23 protein-coding genes are annotated in these 23,612 nt (G+C 63.9%); 12 read left to right on the forward strand and 11 right to left on the reverse strand.

What is annotated here, in order from left to right:
* Window positions 1-93: 93 nt before the first annotated feature.
* Both EB230_RS18400 and EB230_RS18405 read left to right on the forward strand, forming a co-directional pair.
* Window positions 94-522 (forward strand): phasin family protein, encoded by a 429-nt coding sequence (locus EB230_RS18400; RefSeq protein WP_056573427.1) that lies wholly within the window; start codon window positions 94-96, stop codon window positions 520-522.
* A 201-nt stretch (window positions 523-723) separates the two neighbouring features.
* Entirely contained in the window at window positions 724-1,221 is a 498-nt protein-coding gene (locus EB230_RS18405; RefSeq protein ID WP_027043813.1) for a MaoC family dehydratase, read from the forward strand.
* Between the two features lie 28 nt (window positions 1,222-1,249).
* Here EB230_RS18405 and cml read toward each other — a convergent pair whose 3' ends face one another.
* Both cml and EB230_RS18415 read right to left on the reverse strand, forming a co-directional pair.
* Entirely contained in the window at window positions 1,250-2,452 is a 1,203-nt protein-coding gene (gene cml, locus EB230_RS18410; protein ID WP_172373505.1) for a CmlA/FloR family chloramphenicol efflux MFS transporter, read from the reverse strand.
* Between the two features lie 223 nt (window positions 2,453-2,675).
* Entirely contained in the window at window positions 2,676-4,121 is a 1,446-nt protein-coding gene (locus EB230_RS18415) for an MFS transporter (RefSeq protein WP_056572459.1), read from the reverse strand.
* A 128-nt stretch (window positions 4,122-4,249) separates the two neighbouring features.
* Between EB230_RS18415 and EB230_RS18420 the strand changes: the two genes are divergently transcribed.
* Window positions 4,250-5,140: a LysR family transcriptional regulator gene (locus EB230_RS18420; RefSeq protein ID WP_056572458.1), complete on the forward strand. Its 891-nt coding sequence runs from the start codon at window positions 4,250-4,252 to the stop codon at window positions 5,138-5,140.
* Window positions 5,141-5,142: 2 nt separating this feature from the next.
* On the opposite strand, the gene EB230_RS18425 is transcribed toward EB230_RS18420, so the two are convergent.
* A complete protein-coding gene (locus EB230_RS18425; protein ID WP_056572456.1) occupies window positions 5,143-6,561 on the reverse strand; it encodes a PLP-dependent aminotransferase family protein in 1,419 nt (472 codons plus the stop codon).
* Between the two features lie 105 nt (window positions 6,562-6,666).
* On the opposite strand from EB230_RS18425, the gene EB230_RS18430 reads away from it, so the two are divergent.
* The gene (locus EB230_RS18430; RefSeq protein ID WP_056572454.1) at window positions 6,667-7,530 is read left to right on the forward strand and encodes a DMT family transporter; all 864 of its coding nucleotides are present in this window, start codon (window positions 6,667-6,669) and stop codon (window positions 7,528-7,530) included.
* A 21-nt stretch (window positions 7,531-7,551) separates the two neighbouring features.
* Here the strand turns inward: EB230_RS18430 and EB230_RS18435 are convergent, their stop codons facing one another.
* Together EB230_RS18435 and EB230_RS18440 are read right to left on the reverse strand one after the other, a co-directional pair.
* Window positions 7,552-8,592 carry a zinc-dependent alcohol dehydrogenase family protein gene (locus EB230_RS18435; protein WP_056572452.1) on the reverse strand — a complete coding sequence of 347 codons (1,041 nt, stop codon included), beginning with the start codon at window positions 8,590-8,592 and terminating at the stop codon, window positions 7,552-7,554.
* Between the two features lie 110 nt (window positions 8,593-8,702).
* Window positions 8,703-9,164 (reverse strand): helix-turn-helix domain-containing protein, encoded by a 462-nt coding sequence (locus tag EB230_RS18440; RefSeq protein WP_056572450.1) that lies wholly within the window; start codon window positions 9,162-9,164, stop codon window positions 8,703-8,705.
* 99 nt (window positions 9,165-9,263) lie between these two features.
* On the opposite strand from EB230_RS18440, the gene EB230_RS18445 reads away from it, so the two are divergent.
* Window positions 9,264-10,508, forward strand: coding sequence for an MFS transporter (locus tag EB230_RS18445; RefSeq protein ID WP_172373506.1), 1,245 nt, complete (start codon window positions 9,264-9,266; stop codon window positions 10,506-10,508).
* A 5-nt stretch (window positions 10,509-10,513) separates the two neighbouring features.
* Here the strand turns inward: EB230_RS18445 and maiA are convergent, their stop codons facing one another.
* Both maiA and EB230_RS18455 read right to left on the reverse strand, forming a co-directional pair.
* Window positions 10,514-11,164 carry a maleylacetoacetate isomerase gene (gene maiA / locus EB230_RS18450; protein WP_056572446.1) on the reverse strand — a complete coding sequence of 217 codons (651 nt, stop codon included), beginning with the start codon at window positions 11,162-11,164 and terminating at the stop codon, window positions 10,514-10,516.
* An 11-nt stretch (window positions 11,165-11,175) separates the two neighbouring features.
* Window positions 11,176-11,874 (reverse strand): fumarylacetoacetate hydrolase family protein, encoded by a 699-nt coding sequence (locus tag EB230_RS18455; protein ID WP_056572444.1) that lies wholly within the window; start codon window positions 11,872-11,874, stop codon window positions 11,176-11,178.
* Between the two features lie 233 nt (window positions 11,875-12,107).
* On the opposite strand from EB230_RS18455, the gene EB230_RS18460 reads away from it, so the two are divergent.
* On the forward strand, window positions 12,108-12,791 hold the full coding sequence (locus EB230_RS18460; RefSeq protein ID WP_056572442.1) for a response regulator transcription factor: 684 nt from the start codon (window positions 12,108-12,110) through the stop codon (window positions 12,789-12,791).
* A gap of 35 nt (window positions 12,792-12,826) precedes the next feature.
* On the opposite strand, the gene EB230_RS18465 is transcribed toward EB230_RS18460, so the two are convergent.
* Together EB230_RS18465 and EB230_RS18470 are read right to left on the reverse strand one after the other, a co-directional pair.
* Window positions 12,827-14,167, reverse strand: coding sequence for a hybrid sensor histidine kinase/response regulator (locus tag EB230_RS18465; RefSeq protein ID WP_056572439.1), 1,341 nt, complete (start codon window positions 14,165-14,167; stop codon window positions 12,827-12,829).
* Between the two features lie 14 nt (window positions 14,168-14,181).
* Window positions 14,182-15,318, reverse strand: coding sequence for an FIST signal transduction protein (locus EB230_RS18470; protein WP_056572438.1), 1,137 nt, complete (start codon window positions 15,316-15,318; stop codon window positions 14,182-14,184).
* Window positions 15,319-15,630: 312 nt separating this feature from the next.
* Between EB230_RS18470 and EB230_RS18475 the strand changes: the two genes are divergently transcribed.
* The 6 genes from EB230_RS18475 to EB230_RS18500 all read left to right on the forward strand — a co-directional run bounded on the left by EB230_RS18475 (window position 15,631) and on the right by EB230_RS18500 (window position 22,111).
* Complete coding sequence (locus EB230_RS18475) at window positions 15,631-16,131, forward strand: (2Fe-2S)-binding protein (protein ID WP_056572436.1); 501 nt, start codon at window positions 15,631-15,633, stop codon at window positions 16,129-16,131.
* A 108-nt stretch (window positions 16,132-16,239) separates the two neighbouring features.
* Complete coding sequence (locus EB230_RS18480) at window positions 16,240-18,591, forward strand: xanthine dehydrogenase family protein molybdopterin-binding subunit (RefSeq protein ID WP_056572434.1); 2,352 nt, start codon at window positions 16,240-16,242, stop codon at window positions 18,589-18,591.
* Between the two features lie 12 nt (window positions 18,592-18,603).
* On the forward strand, window positions 18,604-19,401 hold the full coding sequence (locus EB230_RS18485) for a xanthine dehydrogenase family protein subunit M (protein WP_172373507.1): 798 nt from the start codon (window positions 18,604-18,606) through the stop codon (window positions 19,399-19,401).
* A gap of 271 nt (window positions 19,402-19,672) precedes the next feature.
* On the forward strand, window positions 19,673-20,695 hold the full coding sequence (locus EB230_RS18490; protein WP_056572430.1) for an acyltransferase: 1,023 nt from the start codon (window positions 19,673-19,675) through the stop codon (window positions 20,693-20,695).
* A 181-nt stretch (window positions 20,696-20,876) separates the two neighbouring features.
* The gene (locus tag EB230_RS18495; protein ID WP_056572428.1) at window positions 20,877-21,128 is read left to right on the forward strand and encodes a hypothetical protein; all 252 of its coding nucleotides are present in this window, start codon (window positions 20,877-20,879) and stop codon (window positions 21,126-21,128) included.
* Window positions 21,129-21,136: 8 nt separating this feature from the next.
* On the forward strand, window positions 21,137-22,111 hold the full coding sequence (locus tag EB230_RS18500; protein WP_246738812.1) for an acyltransferase: 975 nt from the start codon (window positions 21,137-21,139) through the stop codon (window positions 22,109-22,111).
* A 155-nt stretch (window positions 22,112-22,266) separates the two neighbouring features.
* Here EB230_RS18500 and EB230_RS18505 read toward each other — a convergent pair whose 3' ends face one another.
* Both EB230_RS18505 and EB230_RS18510 read right to left on the reverse strand, forming a co-directional pair.
* Window positions 22,267-22,755 carry a GNAT family N-acetyltransferase gene (locus EB230_RS18505; RefSeq protein ID WP_172373509.1) on the reverse strand — a complete coding sequence of 163 codons (489 nt, stop codon included), beginning with the start codon at window positions 22,753-22,755 and terminating at the stop codon, window positions 22,267-22,269.
* Window positions 22,752-23,510: a copper homeostasis protein CutC gene (locus EB230_RS18510; RefSeq protein WP_172373510.1), complete on the reverse strand. Its 759-nt coding sequence runs from the start codon at window positions 23,508-23,510 to the stop codon at window positions 22,752-22,754. Before EB230_RS18510 ends, EB230_RS18505 begins: the two co-directional genes overlap by 4 nt.
* Window positions 23,511-23,612 lie beyond the last annotated feature (102 nt).

Genomic DNA, 23,612 nt, shown 5'->3' on the forward strand with positions numbered 1-23,612 from the left:
CGCGTCCATCGCCATGCCTGTGTCCGAATGGACACGCGAGTGCTATTCTCCGACGAGGGCGCCCGCATCCGCGGCGACAGGGGAGAAGACGTCATGGCAAAACAACCGGAATCCGATTCCTTCATGGACATGTTCGGCAAATTCGGCCGGGACCTGAAGGTGCCCAATGTCGATGTCGAGGCGATCCTCGCCCATCACCGCAAGAACCTGGAAGCGCTGGAGAAGGCGGCGCGAGCCAGCGCAGCCGGAGCGACCTCGCTGTTGTCAAGGCAACGCGAGATGCTGCAGGACACGTTGCGCGAGGTTGCCGACGTGGCGCAGGGCTACAGGGCGCCGGGCAATCCGCAGGAACTCATGGCCAAGCAGACGGAGTTCGCCAGGAAATCATTCGAGGCGGCGCTCAAGAATGCAGGCGAAGTGGCTGAATTGGCCCGGAAATCCGGCAGCGAATCGATCGACATCCTGCGCGCGCGCATCAAGGAGGCGATGGAGGAAATCCGCGCCGGCTACGAGAAGAAATAGGTCTGCGTGGGCCGTTGTCCGCATTCTCCACGCGGATCGTCGGCACTCCTTACCCGCTTGCGCATAGTTGCATCGGCGCCACGCGTCAGGCGGCATGGCACGATTCAGCCGGAATTCGGCGGAACGGATTCACGCAAGGCGAATTGACAGGAGCCGTCCGTTCGTGGTCCGGAGGCACTGCAAGCTATCGGGAAAGCAGGAATGACTGAAGTACGGCCTAAAACGCCGCCGACCTACGAGCAGTTGAGGACGATGTCCGGGCAGGAACTGGGCGTCTCGGAATGGACCACGGTCGACCAGAACCGTATCAACCAGTTCGCCGAATGCACCGGCGACCATCAATGGATCCATGTCGATCCCGAGCGGGCGCGGCGGCAAAGCCCGTTCCGCACGACGATCGCGCACGGCTACCTGACGCTGTCGATCATCGGCGCGCTGGCGCTCGGCATGGGCATAGTGCCCGAGAATACGCAGGCCGCCTTCAACTACGGCTTCGACAAGGTGCGCTTCCTCGCGCCGGTCAAGGTCGGCGCACGCATCAGGCTGCGCACGGTCCTGCTTTCCATGGAAGACAGAGGGCCCGGCCAATACCTGATGAAGGCAGCCAACACCGTTGAGATCGAAGGCGAGGAAAAGCCGGCACTGACGGCCGAAACGCTGGTCATGCTTTACGAGCGCCGCAAACGCGCGGGGGCCTGAGCGCACCCGCCCAAGCCCCTGCGGTTTTTCAGCTGACTGCGCCTTGCCGGCTCCGCAAACGCTTCAGCGCGCATAATGTCGTTACCGCGAGCACCGTGGCATAGAAGGCCAGCGGCCATGCCGTATCGCCGCCCAGCAGGATGACGAAGAACGTGCCTGCGATGCCCGTGATCAGGCTTTGGGCGCAGAAATAGAGCGCCACAGCGGTTCCCGCGACATCCCCGAACGCTTCGAGCGCGCCGTTCGCGGTGACCGATCCAGCAAGGACGATGCCTACCGCCATCACCCACATCGGCAGGACGAAGGTGACGAAAGAGGGCGCGGCGAATACCTGTCCGATCACCAGCATCGATGCGCCGAGAAGCAACATCGCCATGCCGCGTGCCAGGCTGCCCGCGGTGCCCCAGCGCGCGATGAATGGCCTGGCAAACCGGGTGGTTGCGATCATCACCAGTGCCGCCGTCGCAAAGGCAAGGCTGAAGCCGACCTGCGTGAAACCGGCACGATCGATGAGCACGCGCGGTGCCGTCGAGAAGAACACGAAGAACGTGCCCATGGCCGCGGCGAAGCCGAGCGTATAGGTCCAGAAGGCAAAGCTGCGCAAGATCGGGCCGAAAGCCGGTCGCGTTCCGGAGTCATTCAGGGCGCGCGTCTCGTGCCAGCGAAGCCAGGCATTAAGTGTGGCAGCCGTGGCCAGAATGCAGAGTGTGACGAAGATCGCACGCCAGCCGAAACCCTTGGCGATCACGGCGCCGGCGACCGGCCCCAGCGCCGGCACGAAGGCCAGCATGGAGCTGAACAGACCATAGATGACCGTGCCTTCAGATCGCTCCGCGTACACATCCCGAACCGTGGCGAAGGTCGCGACCAGTACGGCGGACGCACCCATGGCCTGGATGACGCGGAGCACGACGAAGGCAATGGCAAGTGACGTGCCGGCAAGCGCGATGGAAGCGCTTGCGAACAGGAGGCCGCCGCCGAGCAGCACCGGGCGCCTGCCGATCCGATCGGAGACCGGGCCGAAGACGATTTGGCCGAGGCCAAGGGTGATCATGTAGAGGCTCAGCGTCAGCTGAATGACCGAAGGCGATGTCCCGAGAGCCTCCGGCATCAGCGGAACGACCGGCAGGTAGATGTCCATGGCCAGCGAGGCCAGGATATCGAAAGGCGCCATCAGCAGCAGCGCTGACGGCAAGGAATAGGCCCATATCGGGCGTTTTGGAAAAGGCATGATTGAGCATCCGCACAAATGGTGAGATTTGGCGGCGATCTGCCGTTTCCTGGATGGTCTGATTTGACGGGGCAGAAGGCCGCAACAACGAGATGTTGTCGCGGCTTATTTGTCTGCTGACTTTGTGGTTCCCATACCGCTGTCCCGAAATTGACGTTGCAGGCATTCGCCTGCGCGCCGTTCAGTAACAGCCCGGGATCGGCTCGGCAACCGCCCGGGCAGGTCAGGAATTCCTGGGACGGGCACGGCCGGCAAAGCGGGGCGAGAACAGGGCGAGCAGCAGCGCAACCAGCGCCAGGGCCGTTGCCGTCTCAAAAGTGACCTGCATGCCCCGCGCGGCCGAGGCGGAGCCGAGAACATTCTGAGCACCAGCCGACGCAACCGCGAATATGGCGCCCATCAGGGATGCGCCGGTGATGAGGCCGAGATTGCGCGACAGGTTGAGCAGGCCCGACATGACGCCGCGTTCGCCGGCGCCGACACCGGTCATGACGGCCGCATTGTTGGAGGTCTGGAACAGGGCATAGCCGAAGCAGGTGACGGTGATCGGAACGACATAGCTGGCAATGCCGAGTTTCGTCATGGCGAGCGAGAGCAGGAACGTGCCCGCGGCAAGGCTGGTGAGCCCGGCGACCATCATCCTGTTGGCCCCGAAGCGATCGGAAAGCCGCCCAGCCAGCAGCGCCGACAGGGTCGAGACCAGCGGCCCGGTTGAAAGCACCAAGCCGACCATCGCGGCATCGAGCCCCAACCCTCGCGACAGATAGAACGGGGCAACCACCAAGGTTGCCATCATCACCGTGGCGACGATCAGGCTCATGGCCAGGCTGGCGCTGAGCCGCGGATCCCGGAAGCTGGCAAGCTGGATCAACGGGGTTTTCACTCTTGATTGCGTGACGACGAAGAGAACAACGCCGATGCCGGTCGCAACAAGCAGGCCAATTTTGAGCGCGCCGAAATTGCCTCGCCCAAGCGTCATGGCCAGTGCATACGCAGCCAGGGTCAGGGCCAGCAGGACAGTGCCTATCGCGTCGAACCCGCCTTGAGCGGTCTGCGCGTTCTTGTTGCTCGCGGGCAAGCCACGCCAGGCGAGGGCGAAGGTCAGGAGACCCAGCGGCACATTGACGAGAAAGATCGCGCGCCAGCCGAGGCCGGCGATCAGCAGGCCGCCGAGCGAGGGACCGAGGGTGGTGCCGATCGCCGACATGGCGCCGAGCAGGCCCATGGCGCTGCCGGTCCGCTCCTTGCTGACGGTTTCGGCGACAAAGGCCAGCGTCAGCGCCATCATCAATGCGGCGCCAAGCCCCTGCACGGCGCGCGTGGCGATCAGCAGCCAGAGCGTCGGCGCCAAGCCGCAGAGCGCCGATGCCGATGTGAACAACGCGATGCCGCCAAGCAGCAGCGGCCGGCGTCCGAACATGTCGGCCAGCCGCCCGGCGCTGACGATCAGCGTGGTGATGGCGAGGAGGTAGGCCAGAACCACCCATTGCACGGCCTGGAACGACGCCCCGAACGTCTGCATCAGCGAGGGTAACCCGACACTCGCAATGCTGGTCCCGAGCGACGACAGCAGCGTGGCGAGCGACAGGCTTGCCAAGGCCCAGCCGACCGCTTCTTTCTCTTGCGGGGCCGATGTCAGCCCATCTCGACCTTGTGTGGCGACTGCCATGGCGATCTCCTTTCATTCGCTCCGGAACCGGAGCCATCGGAGATCTAGTCTTGTGGTTGATATGGCGGAAGGCGCAGCATTTGCATCATATTCATGCGTCAAACGCCACATCATGTTATGATCCAAAGATGGCGTCTCCTGATCTCAATTTGCTGTTTGCTCTCGACGTGCTGCTGGCGGAAGGCAGCGTGGCCCGCGCCGCGCGCCGCCTGCGGCTCAGCCCCTCGGCGATGAGCCGGACGCTGGCGCGGCTGCGCGAGGCAACGGGCGATCCTCTGCTGGTGCGGGCCGGGCGCGGCCTGGTGGCGACGCCGCGTGCGGAGGAATTGCGGCGGCAGGTCGGCCCCGTCGTCCAGGACGCGGAGGTGCTGCTGCGTCCTGCTGAGTTGCTCGATCCCGCAAGCCTGGACAAGGTCTTCACCCTGCGCACCAATGAGGGTTTCGTCGAGGAATTCGGTCCTCGTCTCGTCGCGCGCATCGAGGTCGATGCGCCAGGAGTACGGCTGCGTTTCGCGCCGAAATCCGACAAGGATGTGCTGTCGCTGCGCGACGCGGCGATCGACCTGGAAATCGGCGTCGCCGGCGAAACCGGACCCGAAGTGCGCATCCAGGCCCTGTTTCGCGACCGCTTCATTGGTGCTGTTCGAGCCGGCCATCCCTTGAGCGAAGGCACGGTGACGCCAGAGCGTTATGCGGCGGGCCGGCATATCAGCGTTTCGCGGCGTGGCCGCGAGAAAGGGCCGATCGACGAGGCTTTGAGCGCGCTTGGCTTGCGGCGGACGGTCGTGTGCATGGTTTCGGGTTTCTCGGCGGCACTCGCCATGGCGCGCGCCTCGGACCTGATCGCCAGCGTGCCCGAGCGGCACACGGCCGGCGCGCGCGCCGGCATGCACAGTTTTCCACTGCCTGTCACGACCGTGGAGGTCACCATTTCGATGCTCTGGCATCCGCGCCTCGATGCCGATCCGGCGCAGCGCTGGATGCGCGACTGCGTGCGGGAGGTCTGTACGGGGCGCTGAGATCAGCGTGCCATCGCGGCCTCAAGCACCTTGAAGATCCGCTGGTCTTCGCACTGGGCGACGTTGAAGCGCAGGAAACGGCTGGCCGTCTGCGACAGGCTGAATGCGTTGCCAGGCGCCAGCACGACGTTGTCGGCCAGGGCATGGCGTGCAACGTCGGCCGCGTCCACGCCGTCGGGCAGGCCGCACCACAGGAACAGGCCGGCCGGCTGGTCGATCCAGGGCGTGACGCCGATCGCCTTCAGGCGAGTGCCGGTCTCGGCCATGGCGCGCGCAAGCTTGGCGCGCAGCAGATCCATATGCTTGCGGTAGCTGCCGTCCTTGAGCAGCGTCAGCACCAGTTCGGCCGCCAGCCGTCCGCCGCCGAAGGTGGTGGCGATCTTGAGGTCGGTCAGGCCCTCGATCCAGTCGCGGGGCGCTGCGATGAAACCGCAGCGGACCGAGGCCGACAGCGTCTTGGAGAAGCTGCCGATCTGGACGACGCGATGCAGCCCATCGAAGGCCGCCAGCCTGGGGGCAGGGGTGTGCTCGAAATCGGCGAAGATGTCGTCCTCGACGATGGTCAGGTCCGACTGGTCGGCGAGCTTGAGCAGACGATGCGCGGTGACCGGTGACAGGATTGCGCCGGTCGGGTTGTGGATGGCGGAGTTGGTGATGTAGAGGCGCGGCCGGTGTTCGGCGAGCGCCTGCGCGAACAGCTCGATATCAGGCCCCGACGGCGTGTAAGGAACACTGACGACCTTGGCGCGGTGGGCGCGCAGCAAAGCGTGGAAATTGAAGTAGCAGGGATCGTCGACCAGCACCGTGTCGGCGGGCTCGATCAGGAACCGGCACAGGAGGTCAATGGCCTGCGTGCCCGATTCCGTCAGCATGATCTGTTCAGGCGAGGCTTCGATGCCATGCCCGGCCATGCGCCGCGCCAAGAGTTGCCGCAGCGGCGGCAGGCCGAGCGGCGTGCCGTAGTCGGCAAGCGCGGCATCATCGGCGCGCGCTGCCGTGCGTAGCGCGCGACGCAGTCCGGCCTGGGGCATCCATGCGGCCGGCAGCCAGCCGCAGCCAGGTTTCAGCACCTCGTCGCCGGCGTCCAGCGACTGGCGCGAGACCCAGAGCGGATCGACGGCACGGTCGAGCCGGGGACCGATCTCGGCCAACGACAGCGGCGCTAGCGAGCCGGCGGCATAGAAGCCTGAGCCCGGCCGGGAGCGGATCGTGCCTTCGGCGGCCAGCCGCTCATAGGCTTCGACCACGGTGGACTTGGACACCTGCATGGATTGCGCGAAGGCGCGGATCGACGGCAGCCGGGCTCCCGGCGTCAGGCTGCGCGCGGCGATCCTTTGGCGGATGGCCGCCATGACGCTTTCGACCAGAGTGGGGGCGCCCAGGGCGCGCGCGCCATCAGTTTCCAAGGCGAGGTTGCTCATCCGTACTGCCCGTGATGCCATTACAGTTTCGCTGAATTGTACCCCATTGTCTCTGGCTGTGCCATGGCATCTGCCAGATACAGGGCGAAAGACATGGAGCCTGGAATGGACAAGACCGCGAACGGTTGGCTGAACGGATTTATCGGCGTGCTGATCTTCTCAGGCTCGCTGCCGGCGACGCGCGTTGCCGTGATGGATTTCGATCCGACATTCGTGACGTCAGCCCGCGCCGCGATTGCCGGATTGCTTGGCCTGGCAATGCTGCTCTTGTTCCGGCAGAAACGCCCGGAACGGGGCGATCTCTTGTCGCTGGCGATCGTCGCGCTTGGGGTGGTGGTCGGCTTTCCCTTGCTGACCGCGCTGGCGCTGAAGCACGTCACCTCAGCCCACTCGATCATCTTCGTCGGCCTGCTGCCACTGGCAACGGCGATCTTCGGCGTGCTGCGCGGCGGCGAGCGGCCAAGACCGGCGTTCTGGCTGTTTTCGTGCATCGGCAGCGCGCTCGTCGCTGGCTTTGCGTTGATGCAAGGCGTGACCGCGTCACCGCTCGGCGACGGCCTGATGCTGGGCGCCGTCGTCGTGTGCGGATTGGGCTACGCCGAGGGCGCCGCGCTGTCGCGCAGGCTCGGCGGCTGGCAAGTGATCTGCTGGGCGCTGACGCTGTCGCTGCCGATCATGCTGGTGCTGACTTTCGTGACGCTGCCGCCGTCCTTTGCCGCCGTCGGCGCCCACGCCTGGATCGGGCTCGCCTATGTCTCTCTGTTCAGCATGCTGATCGGCTTCGTGTTCTGGTATCGGGGGCTGGCGCAAGGCGGCATTGCCGCGGTGGGCCAGCTGCAATTGCTGCAGCCCTTCTTCGGCCTGGCGCTCGCGGCGAGCCTGCTGCACGAGCAGGTCAGCCCGCTGATGGTGGTAGTCACGCTGGGCGTCGTGGCGTGCGTGTTCGGGGCGAAGAAGTTCGCGCGCTAGTTCGGCAAACGACGCCCGCCTCTAGAACTTCGTCACCACGCCGATACCGATGCCTTCGAAACCGCCCATCGCCATCAAGGCGGCGGGCGCTTCGTCGAGGCTGATCTTCTTGCCGACTAGCAGTTCGGGCTTGAGCTTGCCGGTGCGAATCATCTCCATCATCGCCTGGTAGCGGTAAGCCTGCATGCCGTGGCTGCCGAGGATCTCCAACTCGAAAGCGATGATCTTGCTCATGGGCACCGCAGCCTTGGCATGGTCGCCCAGCATCAGGCCGACCTGCACATGGCGGCCGCGCCGGCGCAGGTTCGAGATGGAGTTGAACGAGGTGGTCGGATGGCCGAGCGCGTCCATCGACATGTGAACGCCGCCATTGGTGAGCTGCTTGACCGCTTTCACCACATTGGGGGTGGTCGATGCGTTGATGGTCGCCACCGCGCCGATCTTGCGGGCAAACTCCAGTTTCTCGTCGGTGAGATCAATGGCAATGACATTGGCGCCCATGGCGCTGGCGATCATGATCGCCGAAAGCCCGACGCCGCCGCAGCCATGCACGGCAACCCATTCGCCGGGCTTGACCCGTCCCTGGTCGACGATCGCCCGGAACGACGTGACGAAGCGGCAGCCTAGGCTGGCAGCGGTGGCGAATTCCATCTCTTCCGGTAAGCGTACGAGATTGGTGTCGGCGAAGTCGATGGCGACATATTCGGCGAAAGAGCCCCAGGCGGTGAAACCGGGCTGGAACTGATGCTCGCAGACCTGATGGTTGCCGGACGTGCATTCGAAGCAGTGGCCGCAGCCGCCGACAAAAGGCACCGTGACCCGGTCGCCTGCCTTCCAGTGCGTCACGCGCTTGCCGGCCGCCACAACGACGCCTGCCAATTCATGGCCCGGCACATGCGGCAGCCGGATATCATCGTCATGGCCCATCCAGCCATGCCAGTCGCTGCGGCAGAGCCCGGTTGCCTCGACCTTGATCACGACGCCATCGGCGGCCGGCTTCGGATCTGGGACGGTCTGGATCGTCGGCGCTTCGCCGAATTTCTCGAAGACGACGGCTTTCATCGGTCACTCCACCCTGCGTACTGTCCGTGGAAACGATAGCCGATTCCCTGTCCGGTCAAGCGGAAATCGATTCCGCCAGCCTTGCCAGCCCGCCGAACCAGCCCGGGCGCTCAGCCGTTTTCGCGGTCGCGGAAATCGGCAAGTCTGGTGTCCCCGGGAACAAGCACCCGACCATCCTCGGCATGCACTTCCAAGCGCCTGATCGGCCGTCCGCTCCGCGTATCGACCATGAAAGTATAGGGCTCGCCCGGTCCGGAGAAATAGGTTTCGCCCCATTGCCGCAGGGCGACCAGGACATAGAACAGGCCGCGCCCCTTTTCTGTAAGCACATATTCATGGTGCGCGCTGCCGTCGGGAGCCGGCACTGTCTCGAGAATGCCGTGCGCAACCAGATTGCGCAGCCGCGCCGACAGGATGTTCTTGGCGACGCCGAGGCTCTTCTGGAATTCGCCGAAGCGGCGCAAGCCGTCGAAGGCGTCGCGCACGATGAGCAGAGACCACCAGTCGCCGATCGCATCCAGCGGCCGCGCGATCAGGCAATCCGCCTGGTGGTGGCTCGTTCGTTTCACCATGGCAGTCGTTGGTCCAGAACAATCATGTCGGTTGCAAGATAAAACTGATTTGGCTATCCAGCAAGTGGTTTCAAGTTGAAACCTATTGTGGAGAGCGACATGAATCTGCAGGTTGTGGACGGCGTGGCAACAGGAGCGGAGCGGGCTGACAGGCTGCCGCGGGCAATACCAGCTTCGCCACCGGGATTGTCGGGAATGACGGCGCTGGTCTTCGCCATTGCCTGTGGCCTGAGCGTCGCCAACGTCTATTTCGCCCATCCGCTGCTTGACGCCATAACGCATGATTTCGCCATCGCGCCGGCCTCGGTGGGCATTGTGGTGACGGTCACGCAGATCGGCTACGCGCTCGGCCTGTTCTTCATCGTGCCGCTTGGCGATCTCTTCGATCGCCGCAAGCTCATCGCCGGGCAGGCGGTGCTTTCCGCCGTGGCGCTGGGTGCGGTCGGGATTGCGCCGAGCGCCGCGATGCTGCTGGCAAGCCTCGCGATCGTCGGGCTCCTTGCGGTAGTGGTGCAGGTGCTGGTGGCTTACGCCGCCGATCTCGCCGTGCCATCCGAGCGGGGGCGGGCGGTCGGCACCGTCACCAGCGGCGTCATCCTTGGCATCCTGCTTGCACGCTTCGTCGCCGGCGTCGTCGCCGACTTCGCCGGCTGGCGCTGGGTCTATCTTGTCTCGGCGGCGCTGACGCTCGTCATGGCGGTGGTTCTCTACCTTATCCTGCCGCGCCACGAGGCGGCGCGGCCCCACACATCCTATCCGCGCCTGCTGGGCTCGGTGGTGCTGCTGTTCGTGCAGGAACCGCTGCTGCGCGTGCGTGCGGTGCTGGCCATGCTGATCTTCGCCACTTTCAACGTGCTGTGGGCGCCGCTGGTGCTGCCGCTGAGCGCTGCGCCATTTTCACTCTCGCATACCGAGATCGGGCTGTTCGGCCTTGCCGGCGTCGCCGGCGCATTGGGCGCGCGCTGGACGGGAGGCTTGGTCGATCGCGGGCGCGGGCACCTGGTCACCGGCCTCAGCCTGCTTCTGATGACGGCCGCCTGGCTGCCGATCGCCTTCATGGGTCTGTCGCTGTGGTTGCTTGTCGCCGGCATCGTCATGCTGGACCTGGCGATCCAGGCCGTCCATGTCACCAATCAGAGCCTGATTTTTTCGCGCCGGCCGGATGCGCGCAGCCGGCTGGTCGGCGGCTACATGATCTTCTATTCGCTTGGCAGCGCGCTCGGCTCGATCGCTTCGACCATGACTTACGGCGCCTTTGGCTGGAGCGGCGTCTGTCTGCTTGGGGTGGGCATCGGCCTGTTCGCTTTGGCTTTCTGGGCGCTCACGCTGCGCGTGGGTCGGTAGAGGCCCTATTCGGCATCGATCTGGTTCTGCGGCGCGGCTTTCTGGAAGGCTGGCAGTGCCATGCAGGCGGCATGGATGCGGGCGATTGTCGGGTAAGGCGCCATGTCGACGCCGAAGCGGGCATTGTTGGTGACCTGCGCGGCCAGGCAGATATCGGCCAGCCCCGGCGCCTCGCCGTGGCAGAAAGTTCCGGTATCGGGCGACGAAGCCAGAATCTTTTCAAGCGGCTGAAAGCCTTCGTTCACCCAGTGGCGGAACCAGTTGGTGATGTCCTGGTCGCCGGCGCTGAACAAAGTGCGCAGCGAGGTCAGCACGCGCAGATTGTTCACCGGGTGGATGTCGCAGGCGATCGTCTGTGCCAGCATTCTGACGCGCGCCCGGCCAAGTGCGTCTTTCGGCAGCAGCGGCGGTGCGGGCTGGAGTTCGTCGAGATATTCGATGATGGCCAGCGACTGCGTTAAAAGCGTGCCGTCGTCGAGCACCAATGCCGGCACCAGCCCCTGCGGGTTGACCGCGAGATAGGCCGGCTCAAGATGCTCGCCATGGCGCAGATGATGCGGGACGTAGTCGTAGCTCATCCCCTTCATCTCCAGCGCGATCCGCACCCGATACGAGGTGGAGGAGCGGTAGTAGTTGTGCAGGACGATGTCGCTCATGGCTCTGTCGTTCAAGATTGCGGCTGGCCGATCGTCACTTCGATCGTGCCGATGCCGTCGACGCCGCCGGTCATCGTCTCGCCGGGCTTGACCGCGCCAACGCCGGCAGGCGTGCCGGTGAAGATCAGGTCGCCCGGTTGCAGTTCGACTGCTTCGCTGCAGATCGAGACGATGTCGGCGATTGGCCAGATCAATTCGGCGAGGTCGGCATCCTGTTTCACCGCGCCGTTGACGGCGAGCCAGATACGCCCCTTCGTCGGGTGCCCGGATTTCTGCGCGGGAACCAGCGGGCCGCAAGGGGCTGAACGGTCGAAGGCCTTTGACCAGTCCCACGGCCGCGCCGCCTTCTTGGCCTCATCCTGGAGATCGCGGCGGGTGAGGTCGATGCCGACGGCATAACCCCAGACATGATCCAGCGCCTGGTCACGCGCGATGCGGAAGCCAGGTCTGCCGATCGCGGCCACCAGTTCGATTTCGTGGTGCAGATTGGCCGTCAGCGGCGGGTAGGGGATATCGGTGCCGGAATCGACCACGGCGTCGGCGGGCTTGGTGAAGAAGAAGGGCGGATCGCGTTCGTCGTTGCCGAACTCGCGCGCGTGCGCCGCATAGTTGCGGCCAACGCAGAAAATGCGCCGTACGGCAAAGCGCTCGGCCGATCCGCTGACGGCGACGGAAGGTGTTGGCGGCACGGGAAGGACAAAGGCGGTCATGGTGGTCTCTGCGTTTGGATATCGGGATGAATGGCGGTACCTTCGACCGATTTCGGGGGGCGGGCAAGGCGTCGCTTTTCATAAAGCAAGGGCTTTGCCTGGGCTGTATGAGGAATTCAGGGTTTCCATTGCTTTTACAGCGGTGCATCCTGGCAATTGGCGATAGACTATTTGCCAATAATCCGGCCATGGTCGCGGGACTATGGTGTGGCGGGTAAACCGGAACGAGCCACATGACAGCACCCAACGATCGCGCCCGGTTCCTGATCATCGACGACCATCCGCTGTTTCGCGAGGCGCTGCACAGCGCCGTCCAGATGGCCTATCCGGAAGTCGATACGGTGGAAGCGCGCTCGATCACCGAGGCGGTGGAATTGCTGGCGGACGCCAAGCCGTTCGATCTTGCGCTTCTCGATCTCTCAATGCCCGACGTGCACGGTTTCGAGGGCCTGCTCCAGCTCAGGACCCGCTATCCGCGCCTGCCGGTGGTGATCGTGTCTGGATATGAGGAGCCAAGGATCATTTCCGAAGCGCTGTCCTATGGTGCCGCCGGCTTCATCCCGAAATCGGCCCGCAAAAGCGATCTGGCCGCCGCCATCCGGTCGGTAATGGACGGTGCGATCTATGTGCCGGAAACCTATGAGGGCCAGCCGGCGGACGCCGACAGCATCGACCGCGCCGACATGGTCCAGCGCCTGTCCAAGCTGACGCCACAGCAGCTGCGCGTGCTGCAGATGCTGCGCCAGGGCCTGCTCAACAAGCAGATCGCCTACGAACTGCAGGTCGGCGAGACCACGGTCAAGGCGCATGTCTCGGAGATATTGCGCAAGCTCAATGTCTACAGCCGCACGCAGGCGGTGATCGAGGTGTCGAAGCTGGACAATGCCGAGCTGTTCAGGGATCAGGCGGGTTTTTGAGCTTTTACCCTCCCTATCAAGGGGAGGGTAAACCCCTAAGCCAGCAAATGCGCCAGAAGCGCGCGCAGCTGCGCCGGTTTCAGCGGTTTGCGCATCAATTCGATGCCGCCGGCGCGTGCCGCCTTGGCGACGGCTTCGGAACTGTCGGCGGTGACGATGAGCGCCGGCACGGCGCGGCCGAGATAATCGCGGACTTCCGATATGGTTGCGGTGCCAAGATCGCCGCCGTCGAGATGCTGGTCGGCAATGACGATGTCCGGCACCCAGTCGGTGTCGCCGAGCAGGTCGAGCGCATCGTCGGTCGAGGTCGCGGCCCGCACCAGGCACTGCCAGCGCTCGAGCAGGAAGGTCATGGCCTCCAGCACCTCGATGTCGTTCTCGACCAGCAGCACCTTGGTGCCGAACAGGCCGTAGCCGCGCGACCGCTCAAGGCCGGTGGCGCTGGCGATGGCGTCGGCGGGCGCCCCGATGCCGACGGGGACATCGATGTGGAAGATCGTGCCGCGCCCGACCTTCGACGAGAAAGTCACGGGGTGGCCGAGCGCGCCGGCCATGCGGCGCACGATGGCAAGTCCGAGCCCAAGGCCTCCGCCGTCGAGTTCGGCGCTGGTCGGCGAAGTGCCGCGATGGAACTCCTCGAAAACCGCCTCGCGCTGGTCCTCGGGAATGCCGCAGCCGGTATCGGCGACATCGATGCGGATCGTGTCGCCGCGATGCCTGGTGCCGACAAGGACGCCGCCCGAGCGGGTGTAGCCCAGTGCGTTGGAGAGAATGTTCTGCAGGATGCGGCGCAGCAGCGTCCGGTCGGAGCGGACGACGGCGTTGACCGGCCGGAATTTCAGCGACAACCCCTTCATTTCCGCGACCGGCTGGAAATCCGAGCGCAGCGACGAGAACAGCGCCTCGAGGCTGACATCGCCAATGTCGGGCTGCACCACACCGGCATCGAGCTTGGAAATGTCGAGCAGCGTGCGCAGCAGGTCCTCCATCGTTTCCAGCGAGCGCTCGACCTGCCGCACCAGCTTCCTGCCCTCGTCGCTGGTCTGCACCTCGGCGAGTGCGGAGACGGAGAGATGGGCCGCGTTCAGCGGCTGGAGCACGTCATGGCTCGCGGCGGCGAGGAACCTTGTCTTGGACAGGTTCGCTAGTTCGGCGTTTTCCTTGGCGGCACTGAGATCTATGTTGGACTGCTCGAGCCGTCGCAAGGTCGAGTGCAGCTCCTCCGTGCGCGTGCGCACGCGGTTTTCGAGCGAGATCGCGGTCTGGAACAGCGAGAAGGCATTGCCTTGCTGGTCCATCGACCGTTCGACGCGGCTGACCAGGGCGGCGTTGATCTTCTTCAGCTTTTCGAGATCGTTTATGTCCCTGAGCGGCATCTTATTTCGCCGCCCTATTCTGCCGCTTGCCGTTCGCCGAAAGCGATGCCGGTAAAGGTCTGGTTGAGGTGCATCGACCGGTACTGCTCGCCATAAGTGCCGAAGCCGATGACGTTGTTGACCCGGTAGAGCTCCGAAATGTCACGAAAGACCTGGCGGTTGCGTGCATCGAGCCGGCGCAGCACGCAGTCGAAGCCGAGGATCATGTCGATACCGCCAAGCCTCTCCTCGACCTCGCGCAGGGCGGCGCGTGTCGATTCCACCATATCCTTGGGCTGGGCGATCGACAGCACGACGCCGTCGTCGATGGCGCAGAAGAACGATAGCGAACCGTCCGGGTGCATCTTCTGGATGGAACGGCAATAATATTCGCCGCCCACCTTCACCACCACCGGATGCGAGGCGAAGCTCAGCGGCGTCAGGGTCTGCGCGACGATTCCAACGGAAGCGGCATATTCCTCGGCCGCATTGGTGGCGTTGAATTCGCGCACGATGCGGTGATCGGCATCGGACGCCGTCACCACCAGCTTTTCGTCGGTCGGAACGAAATTGTCGGTCTTGAAGACGTGGAACGGAATCTCCGTGGCGATCAACACGATGATGGCGCTGTCAGAGGTGACCCTGCCGTTCGAGATCAGGCGTGTGGTCTCGAACTTCAGATCGTCGCCGGCCGACCCGCCGAGCAGCGGTATGTCGTCAAGTCCCCAGTGGATGGCGGAGCTTACCGCTTCCTCGGCATAGGATAGCCCATCGATGAAACAGAGCGCGAAGGTGTTCCTGGTCTGCTCACCGCCGAGCCGGCCGCGCAGCGCGCGCCGCAAGGCCTCGACCTCGCCGGTGATCCTGTCCATGCCCGATGTGGACAGGTTGCCGACCATGGTGCTGACCGCGGTGAACGACGCCGACGGCAGCAGCATTGCCAGCATATGGCCTTCTTCGAGCCCCTGCGGCGTGATCTCGCCGGCTGTCGAGCAGCCCGCATGATGGAGCCCCGGCGCGTGGGCAGAAAGCGCCCGCGACAAGGCACCGGCCTCGACGAGGCTCTGGGAAAAGAACAGCAGCGCAAAGCCGGCGTTGATTGCGGCGGCCTCGGCGGCCACCGCGCGCGCGAAAACATCCGGGTTGGGCTCGTCCGTGGTCAGCGCCGACAAGCCGCATGCGTAGCGCGTCCGTGAACTGGTCAGCGGCGTCCTCCCGCACTTCCTCCAACGCTGTTTTATGCGCGGCTGTTTTTACCAAGCTTCTGGCGCGCGGCGTCGAAGATATTGTTGCTTCCAATAGGCGTTTTGGCAATGGGGGCGAGGGGAGTGCGCCTTTGGCCTTGGCCATGACCGAAAGTACAATGATCCGCCTTTTCCGTCGCGCTGTTTTTTGTGCGTTGTGCGGTGTACGAATAACGCATGGCCGAAGCGCCAGCGGCGTGTCGGCAGGTGAGGACCAAGGTTGATACCCAGGGAGGGACCATGTCGGACGTTTCGTTTGTTGTGAACGGGAGGCGCGTCAGCGGCGTTGCCGAGGATCGAACGCTTCTGGTCCATTTCCTGCGCGAGAATCTCGGCCTTACAGGCACTCATGTCGGGTGCGATACCTCGCAATGCGGGGCCTGCGTCGTCCATGTCGACGGCAAGGCGGTGAAGTCCTGCACCATGCTTGCGGTCCAGGCGTCCGGCTCGAGCGTCGTGACGATCGAAGGTCTCGCCAACGGCGCCGACCTGCATCCGGTGCAGGCGGCCTTCAAGGAACATCACGGGCTGCAGTGCGGTTTCTGCACGCCAGGCATGATCATGACTGCGACCGACATGATCAACCGCCACCCCGAAGGCCTCGACGAGGCGACGGTGCGGGCCGAACTGGAAGGCAACATCTGCCGGTGCACCGGCTACCACAACATCGTCAAGGCGATCCTCGCCGCATCGAAGACGATGTCGAAGGGAGCCAAGGGCAAGGCGAAGCAGGCTGCGTGAAGAGTGAGCGGTAGAGTAGTGAGTGGTCAGTTGCCGGTCTGAACCGGCGGCGATCTTCACTATTCAGGTACTCGCTACTTCATACTCACCATTTCGGGAGGAATTTCTATGGGCATTGAAGGTGTTGGCGCTCGGGTCGCGCGCAAGGAAGACAAAAGATTCATCACCGGCGCCGGCCGCTATGTAGACGACATGGTGGTGCCCGGCATGAAGCATGCGGCCTTCGTGCGCAGCCCGCACGCGCATGCTCAGATCAAGAAGATCGACGTCAAGAAGGCGCAAGCCATGCCCGGCGTCATCGGGGTGCTGACCGGCAAGGAGCTCAAGGCCGATGGCATCGGTAACCTGATCTGCGGCTGGATGATCCACTCCAAGGACGGTTCGCCGATGAAGATGGGCGCATGGTCGCCGCTGGCCTTCGACAAGGTTCGCTATGTCGGCGACGCGGTCGTCATCGTCGTCGCCGAGACCAAGGGCCAGGCACGCGATGCGGCCGAAGCGGTCGAGATCACCTACAAGGAACTGAAGGCGGTCGTCGACGCCTCGAAGGCGATGGACAAGGGCGCGCCGCAGATCCACCCGGAGGCCGACAACAACCTGATCTTCGACTGGGACATCGGCAATGCCGACGAGACGGCGGCTGCCTTCAAGAAAGCATCCCATGTCGTCAAGATGGACATCATCAACAACCGGCTGGTTCCCAACGCCATGGAGCCGCGGGCGGCTCTTGGCCACTACGACAAGGCCGAGGATCACTACACCTGCTGGACCACGTCGCAGAACCCGCATGTCGCGCGGCTGGTGATGAGCGCCTTCTACAATGTAGCGCCGGAGAACAAGCTGCGTGTCATAGCGCCGGATGTCGGCGGCGGCTTTGGCTCCAAGATCTATATCTATCCCGAAGAGATCGTCTGCCTGTGGGCGTCGAAGAAGACCGGTGTGCCGGTCAAATGGGTAGCCGACCGCACGGAGAGCTTCCTCACCGACGCGCATGGCCGCGACCATCACACCCATGCCGAAATGGCCTTTGATGCGAACCACAAGATACTTGGCCTGAAGGTCGAGACCAAAGCCAATCTCGGCGCCTACATGTCGCTGTTCTCGTCGGCGACGCCGACCTACCTCTACGCGACGCTGCTGTCGGGCCAGTACAACATTCCGGCGATCCACGCCAATGTGAAGGCGATCTACACCAACACCGCGCCGGTCGACGCCTATCGCGGAGCGGGGCGTCCAGAAGCGACCTTCGTCATGGAGCGCATGATGGAAACCGCCGCTCGCCAGTTCGGCGTGTCGCCGGCCGAGTTGCGGCGCAAGAATTTCGTCACCTCGTTCCCGCACCAGACGCCGGTCATCATGTGCTATGACGCCGGCGACTATGCGGCTTCGCTCGACGCGGCCATGAAGGCTTCGGATTATGCCGGCTTTGCCAAGCGCAAGGCTGCTGCCGCCAAGAAGGGGCTGCTGCGCGGCATTGGTATGAGTTGCTACATCGAGGCCTGCGGTATCGCGCCGTCGGCGGCGGTAGGCAGCCTTGGCGCCGGCGTTGGTCTTTGGGAATCGGCGGAGGTGCGGGTCAACGCCGTCGGCACGATCGAGGTGCTGACCGGCTCGCACAGCCACGGCCAGGGCCACGAAACGACGTTCGCGCAGCTGGTCAACGAGCGTTTTGGCGTGCCGATAGATTCGGTTTCGATCGTCCATGGCGACACCGACAAGGTGCAGATGGGCATGGGCACCTACGGTTCGCGCTCGGGAGCGGTCGGCATGTCGGCCATCGTCAAGGCGCTCGACAAGGTGGAAGCCAAGGCCAAGAAGATCGCGGCTCATCTGCTCGAAGCAGACGAGGGCGATATCGTCATCGAGAATGGTGCGCTGAAAGTCGCCGGCACGGACAAGAACGTGCCGTGGTTCCAGATGGCGCTCGCCGCCTACACCGCCCACAATCTGCCCGGCGGCATGGAGCCCGGGCTGAAGGAGACGGCGTTCTACGATCCGTCGAATTTCACCTTCCCGGCGGGCTGCTACATCTGCGAGGTCGAGATCGATCCGGAAACCGGCCTGACCGAGATTGTTCAATTCGTTGCGGCCGACGATTTCGGCAACATCATCAACCCGATGATCGTCGAAGGCCAGGTGCATGGCGGACTGGCGCAAGGCATCGGCCAGGCACTGCTGGAAGGCGCCCACTATGACGCCAGCGGACAGCTGCTGACGGCGAGCTACATGGATTACACCATGCCGCGCGCCGGCGATCTGCCGTCGTTCACGGTCTCGACCTCGAACACCCCATGCCCGGGCAACCCACTTGGGATCAAGGGCTGCGGCGAGGCCGGCGCCATCGGCTCGCCGCCGGCGGTGATCAACGCCATCACCGACGCCATCGGCATCGCCGATATCGCCATGCCCGCTTCGCCGTCCACCGTGTGGGCCGCGATCCGCGCCGCGACGAAGCACTGAGGAGGAACAAACATGTACTCGGTCAACTATCACCGTGCCGCCTCGGTCACTGAAGCCGCCAAGCTTGTGAAGAGCGGCGACGCCAAGCTTTTGTCGGGGGGCATGACCTTGATCCCCGCCATGAAAACGCGTCTGGCGGCTCCTTCGGATCTCGTCGACCTCTCGCGCATCAAGGAACTGCATGGCGTCAAGGTGTCGGGCAAGACGGTCACCATCGGTGCCGCCACGACCCACTATGATGTCGCCAATGACGAGAAGCTGCGGAAGGCGTGTCCGGCGCTTGCCCATCTGGCGTCGCTGATCGGCGACCCGGCGGTGCGTTACAAGGGCACGATCGGCGGCTCGATCGCCAACAACGATCCGGCGGCGGACTATCCGGCGGCCCTGCTGGCGCTGGGCGCCACCATCGTCACCAACAAGCGCGAGATATCAGCCGACAAGTTCTTCAAGGGGCTGTTCGAAACGGCATTGAAGGACGGCGAGATCATCACCGCGGTCAGCTTCACCGCTCCGGCAAAGGCCGCTTACGAGAAATTCCGCAACCCGGCCTCGCGCTACGCGATCGTCGGCGTGTTCGTGGCCAAGGGCAAGGATGGCGTCAGCGTTGCCGTCACCGGCGCCGGCGATGACGGTGTCTTTCGCTCGAAGGAAATCGAGGCGGCCCTTGCGAAGAATTTCGACGCCGCATCGCTTGCCGGCGTCAAGGTGCCGGCCAAGAACCTGATGAGCGACATCCACGCTTCCGCCGACTATCGCGCAAATCTGATCGCGGTCATGGCCAAGCGCGCCGTGGCAGCCGCCAACGCCTGACACCGGCGCGTTTCATGGTTTCACGGAAAGGGGCCATGGCGGCCCCTTTTTCGTGGTGCCTGTAGTGGCCACTTGCTGATGGATTCAGCCGCAGCGCAACATCCTTTGCTTGAAGCAATTCCGGGCCATACCGCCTGAAAACCGTGTCGGCGGCAATCTCGCACTTGCACAAATTTATATTGCACTGCAGTATGGACGGGGGCGGGAATGCGAGCCGGGTTCGGAATGCGTACCGCTTTGCCCTTTCGCATGCCAATGCGAAAGGATCGGCATGTCCGAAATTTCCGCGACCCACATGGTTCCGTCCCGGGCCGTCGTAGACAGATCGGCCAGGACAAGGTTGGCCTATCTCGATGGCTGGCGCGGCCTGTCGATCGCCCTGGTGTTGATCGGCCATTTTTTCCCGGTCCCCGGAATCAACCTCGGCGTGCTCGGCGTCGAGTTCTTCTTCGTGCTCAGCGGCCGGCTGATGGCCGAGATCCTTTTCATCGAACGGTATCCGCTGAAGAAGTTCTTCAAGCGCCGTTTCTCGCGCATCTATCCGGCGCTCCTGGTCTTCGTCATCATTGCCATGATCGCGCTGTCCGGCACATTCATCGCCTTCAAGTGGAAGGCGGCGCTGACGGCGCTGACATTCACCTACAATTACGCGGGCATCCTCGTCACCCGCGCCGGGGCGCTTGACCATATCTGGTCGCTCTGTGTCGAGGAGCATGCCTATGTCATCCTGGCGCTGATCAGCGCCACGGTCGTCAGCCGCGACCGCGTCCTCCCATTGCTGGTAGCGCTGGCCTTGCTTGCCATGGCCAATGGCGCGGTGTCGTACTGGGTCTTCAACCTGGACTACGAGGCCACTTACTGGCGCACGGATGTGCACATCGCATCAATCCTGCTGTCGGCGTCCATCTGCCTGCTCAAGGCCGAGGGCAGGCTGCCGGACGTGCTGAAAGGGCCTTATGTCGCCCTTGCAGCGGCGGTTGGCGCGGTTTTCCTGTTCGTGGACCCGGTGCCGACGCCGATCCATTATCTCCTGGCCACGCCCCTGCTGGCGCTGGCCGTCAACGCGCTCGATTTCAGCAACCGGCTTTTTTCCGGTCTGCTGTCGTCCTGGCCAATGACGACATTGGGCCTGTGGTCATATTCGCTCTATCTGTGGCAGCAGCCATTCTACAAATTCGTCTATGAGCAAGGCAGCAACCCCTGGCCGATGCTGGCCGGCGCCTTTGCCTGCGCGCTCTGCAGCTACTACCTCATCGAGCGCCCGGCGCGCGAATGGCTCAACCGCAACTGGTGAGTACGGCAACGCAGTTGCGGCGGAGCGGACATGGTGACTGCAACCGGCCGGCCAAATTTCGTGTTGCGGTCAAGCGAAGCCGGAAGGCGTTCCTGGCGGCCGCCGGGGCTAGCGGCATGCTTCGCACCAACCGTTAAGCGTCCACCTTCACCTGCGCTCCCCCGTTAACCGCTCGGAAACCATGTCCTTGCGCGACCGGCGGAGGAGTGGTTTGATTTTGGCGGGGGTTCTTTTGAAGCCAATCCTGAACAGAGCATGGCGCGAGCGACTGACCTTGGTCATCGTCGTCTACGCGATGAGTGCCCTGGTTGCGTGGGCATTGAGCGTGGCGGCGGCCAGCATGGTGCCGGCGCGCGCATCGTTCGTGGCGAGGATATTCGGCGAATGCCTGATTGACGGTCTTATCTGGCCGGTCCGACTGGCGCGGCTATGATTTGGTCGTTGCAGATCCTTCGCTTTGTCGCGGCGCTGATGGTGGTCTACTCCCATTCAGTGAAGATCGCCGTCGAGGTGACGAGATCGAATGGCCTTTTGCCCCTGAGCGTACAGATGGTCGGACGGGCCGGTGTCGATATCTTCTTTGTCATTTCCGGCGTCATCATCAGCCGGGTATCGATCGGGTTGTCGTGGCAGGAATTCGCGTGGCGGCGACTCCGCCGCGTTGTCCCGATCTATTTCGTCGCCTGCGTTCCAACGGTTGTGATCGCGGCCAAGGATGGCTTCGGCTGGCGCGATGTGCTCGCCACATTCCTGCTTTGGCCGGCGACCGACGTAATGACAGCGCCCCTGTTGACGGTCGCATGGACCCTTTGTTTCGAAACGCTGTTCTATGCTGCGGCAACCCTGGTGCTCTGGAACCGAAACGCGCTCTATGTCCTGCTCGGACTATTCATCGGCGCGATGCTGCTTCGCCCGATAGGTCCGGTGTTCCAGTTCCTCGGCAACCCGATCATTCTGGAATTTCTGCTCGGTGTCGCTATCGCTCGATTGCCGGAGTGGCGATCGGCCAGATGGGCTATAGTCGTTGGCGCGGGGATGATCGTGCTGGCCGGCCCAATCGGGTTCGCCCCCTCGGGCGATCCTATCGACTATCTGGTTGGCGTTGGCGTAGGACCGCGGCTGCTGATCTACGGCATCCCGGCAGCGTTGATCGTGTATGGGACGATGCAAATCAAGGCTGGCCCTAGTTTCTGGACTGCGCAAGGCGACGCCTCATATTCGCTTTACCTCACGCACATCCTGATCCTGTTGACCCTACTGCAATTCTGGCTTGCTTTCCCGATCGCCCCGGACCTGATCATCATCCTGTCGACGCTCGCCTGTGTGCTCTTTGGATGGGCGGTTCACACCAGGGTCGAGAAGCCGCTTCTGAATGCGCTTCGGGGTCAGCGTGAGAAGACTCTGAGGCCCGCTTAGATCGACCGGCGGAGATATTCAGAGCGGTGCCGATCGCATAGGCGCCGTTGACGAGGTGTGCTTTTCGGGAATGTGCCAGCTTGGCATCGCGGTTCCCCTGGTTGGCGGAACGGCTATCTTAGTTGTCGCTTTTTCATGTGGCCAGCGCCAGCGGATCAGGCGACGATCCGCCTGACGTAGTAGCGCACGGCTTTCTTGCCGCCATGGATGACCGCGTCGCCGACTTCGGCGAAACCGAGAGCGGCGTGGAAGGCATCCGAGGCCGGGTTGGGCGGGTCGATGTTGACCTCGCAGGTGACCAGCGCGTAGCCGGCGCGCTCGGCATGGTCGAACAGATCCTGATAGAGCCGGCGCGCGTGCCCGCGGCCCCTTGCGTGCGCCGCCACGACCACGCGGTCGACATAGATGAAGCGTTCGTAGCGTTCGCGGAACCAGACGAAGTTCGGGCTGTCGTAGTTCGCGTCCTGGTCGAAGGTCATGATGAAGGCTTCGAGATCGCCGATGCGCCGCGCGTAGAATGCCTCGCCGAGCAGGAACGACAGCCGCTCGGCTTCGAGCCAGGAGAGTTCCGCCGCATGTTCGTTGTTGAGCGCCAGTATGGCCGCTTCGTCGTCCTGCGCTATGCGGTCTATCGGAGAGGTCATGCCTTGGCCGCCGCGATCGTCGCCGCCACCAGCGGTGTGTCGGTCAATGTGTTGCGGTATTCGCGGTCGAGATCGGAGCCGCCCATGCCGACCTTGGGATTGCGGTAACCCATGGCGCTTGGCACATCCATCAGCGCCGCGAAATGCATCTCCGCCAGGCCGGTCTTTTTGCGCACCTCGGCGATGTTGGCGAGATCGAGCCCGCCGCAGCCGAGGATGATTATGCGGTCGCCCGCTTGCCGCACCAGATCGGCCAGCAATGGCAGGCCTTCGAGCGCGGTGTCTCGCTGGCCGCTGGTCAGCACGCGGCCGACCTTGCAGCGGATCAGCGCTTCCAGCGCCTCGCTGGGATCGCGTGTCATGTCGAACGCGCGGTGGCAGGTCACATTTAAGGACCCGGCAGCCCGCGTCAGCTCGCCCATGCGCTTCTCGTCGATGGTGCCGTCGGGGTTCAGGCAGCCGAACACCACGCCGGCCACGCCGAGATCACGCAGCGCCGCGACGTCGGCGAGCATCGAGCCGTATTCGGTCTCGCTGTAGAGAAAATCGCCACCGCGCGGCCGCACCATGACATGAAACGGCACCGTCGCCTGGTCCAGGGCCGCGCGCACCGTGCCCAGGCTCGGCGTGATGCCGCCTTCGACCAGGCTGGCGCACAGTTCGACCCGATCGGCGCCGGCAGCCTGCGCCGCGAGCAGGCCATCGATGCCTTCGACACATATTTCGATCAGCGGTGGGCGGGGTTGTGTGGTCAAGGGGCGATCCTGTCCATGATGGTGGTCAATGCCCTAGCACCCGAGCGGCTGACGCGAAAGCGTGAACGAAACAAAGCCATTTGGACCAGGCGCCATTTCCCG

Source organism: Mesorhizobium sp. NZP2234 (assembly GCF_013170765.1).
GTDB classification, from domain to species: Bacteria; Pseudomonadota; Alphaproteobacteria; order Rhizobiales; family Rhizobiaceae; genus Mesorhizobium; species Mesorhizobium loti_D.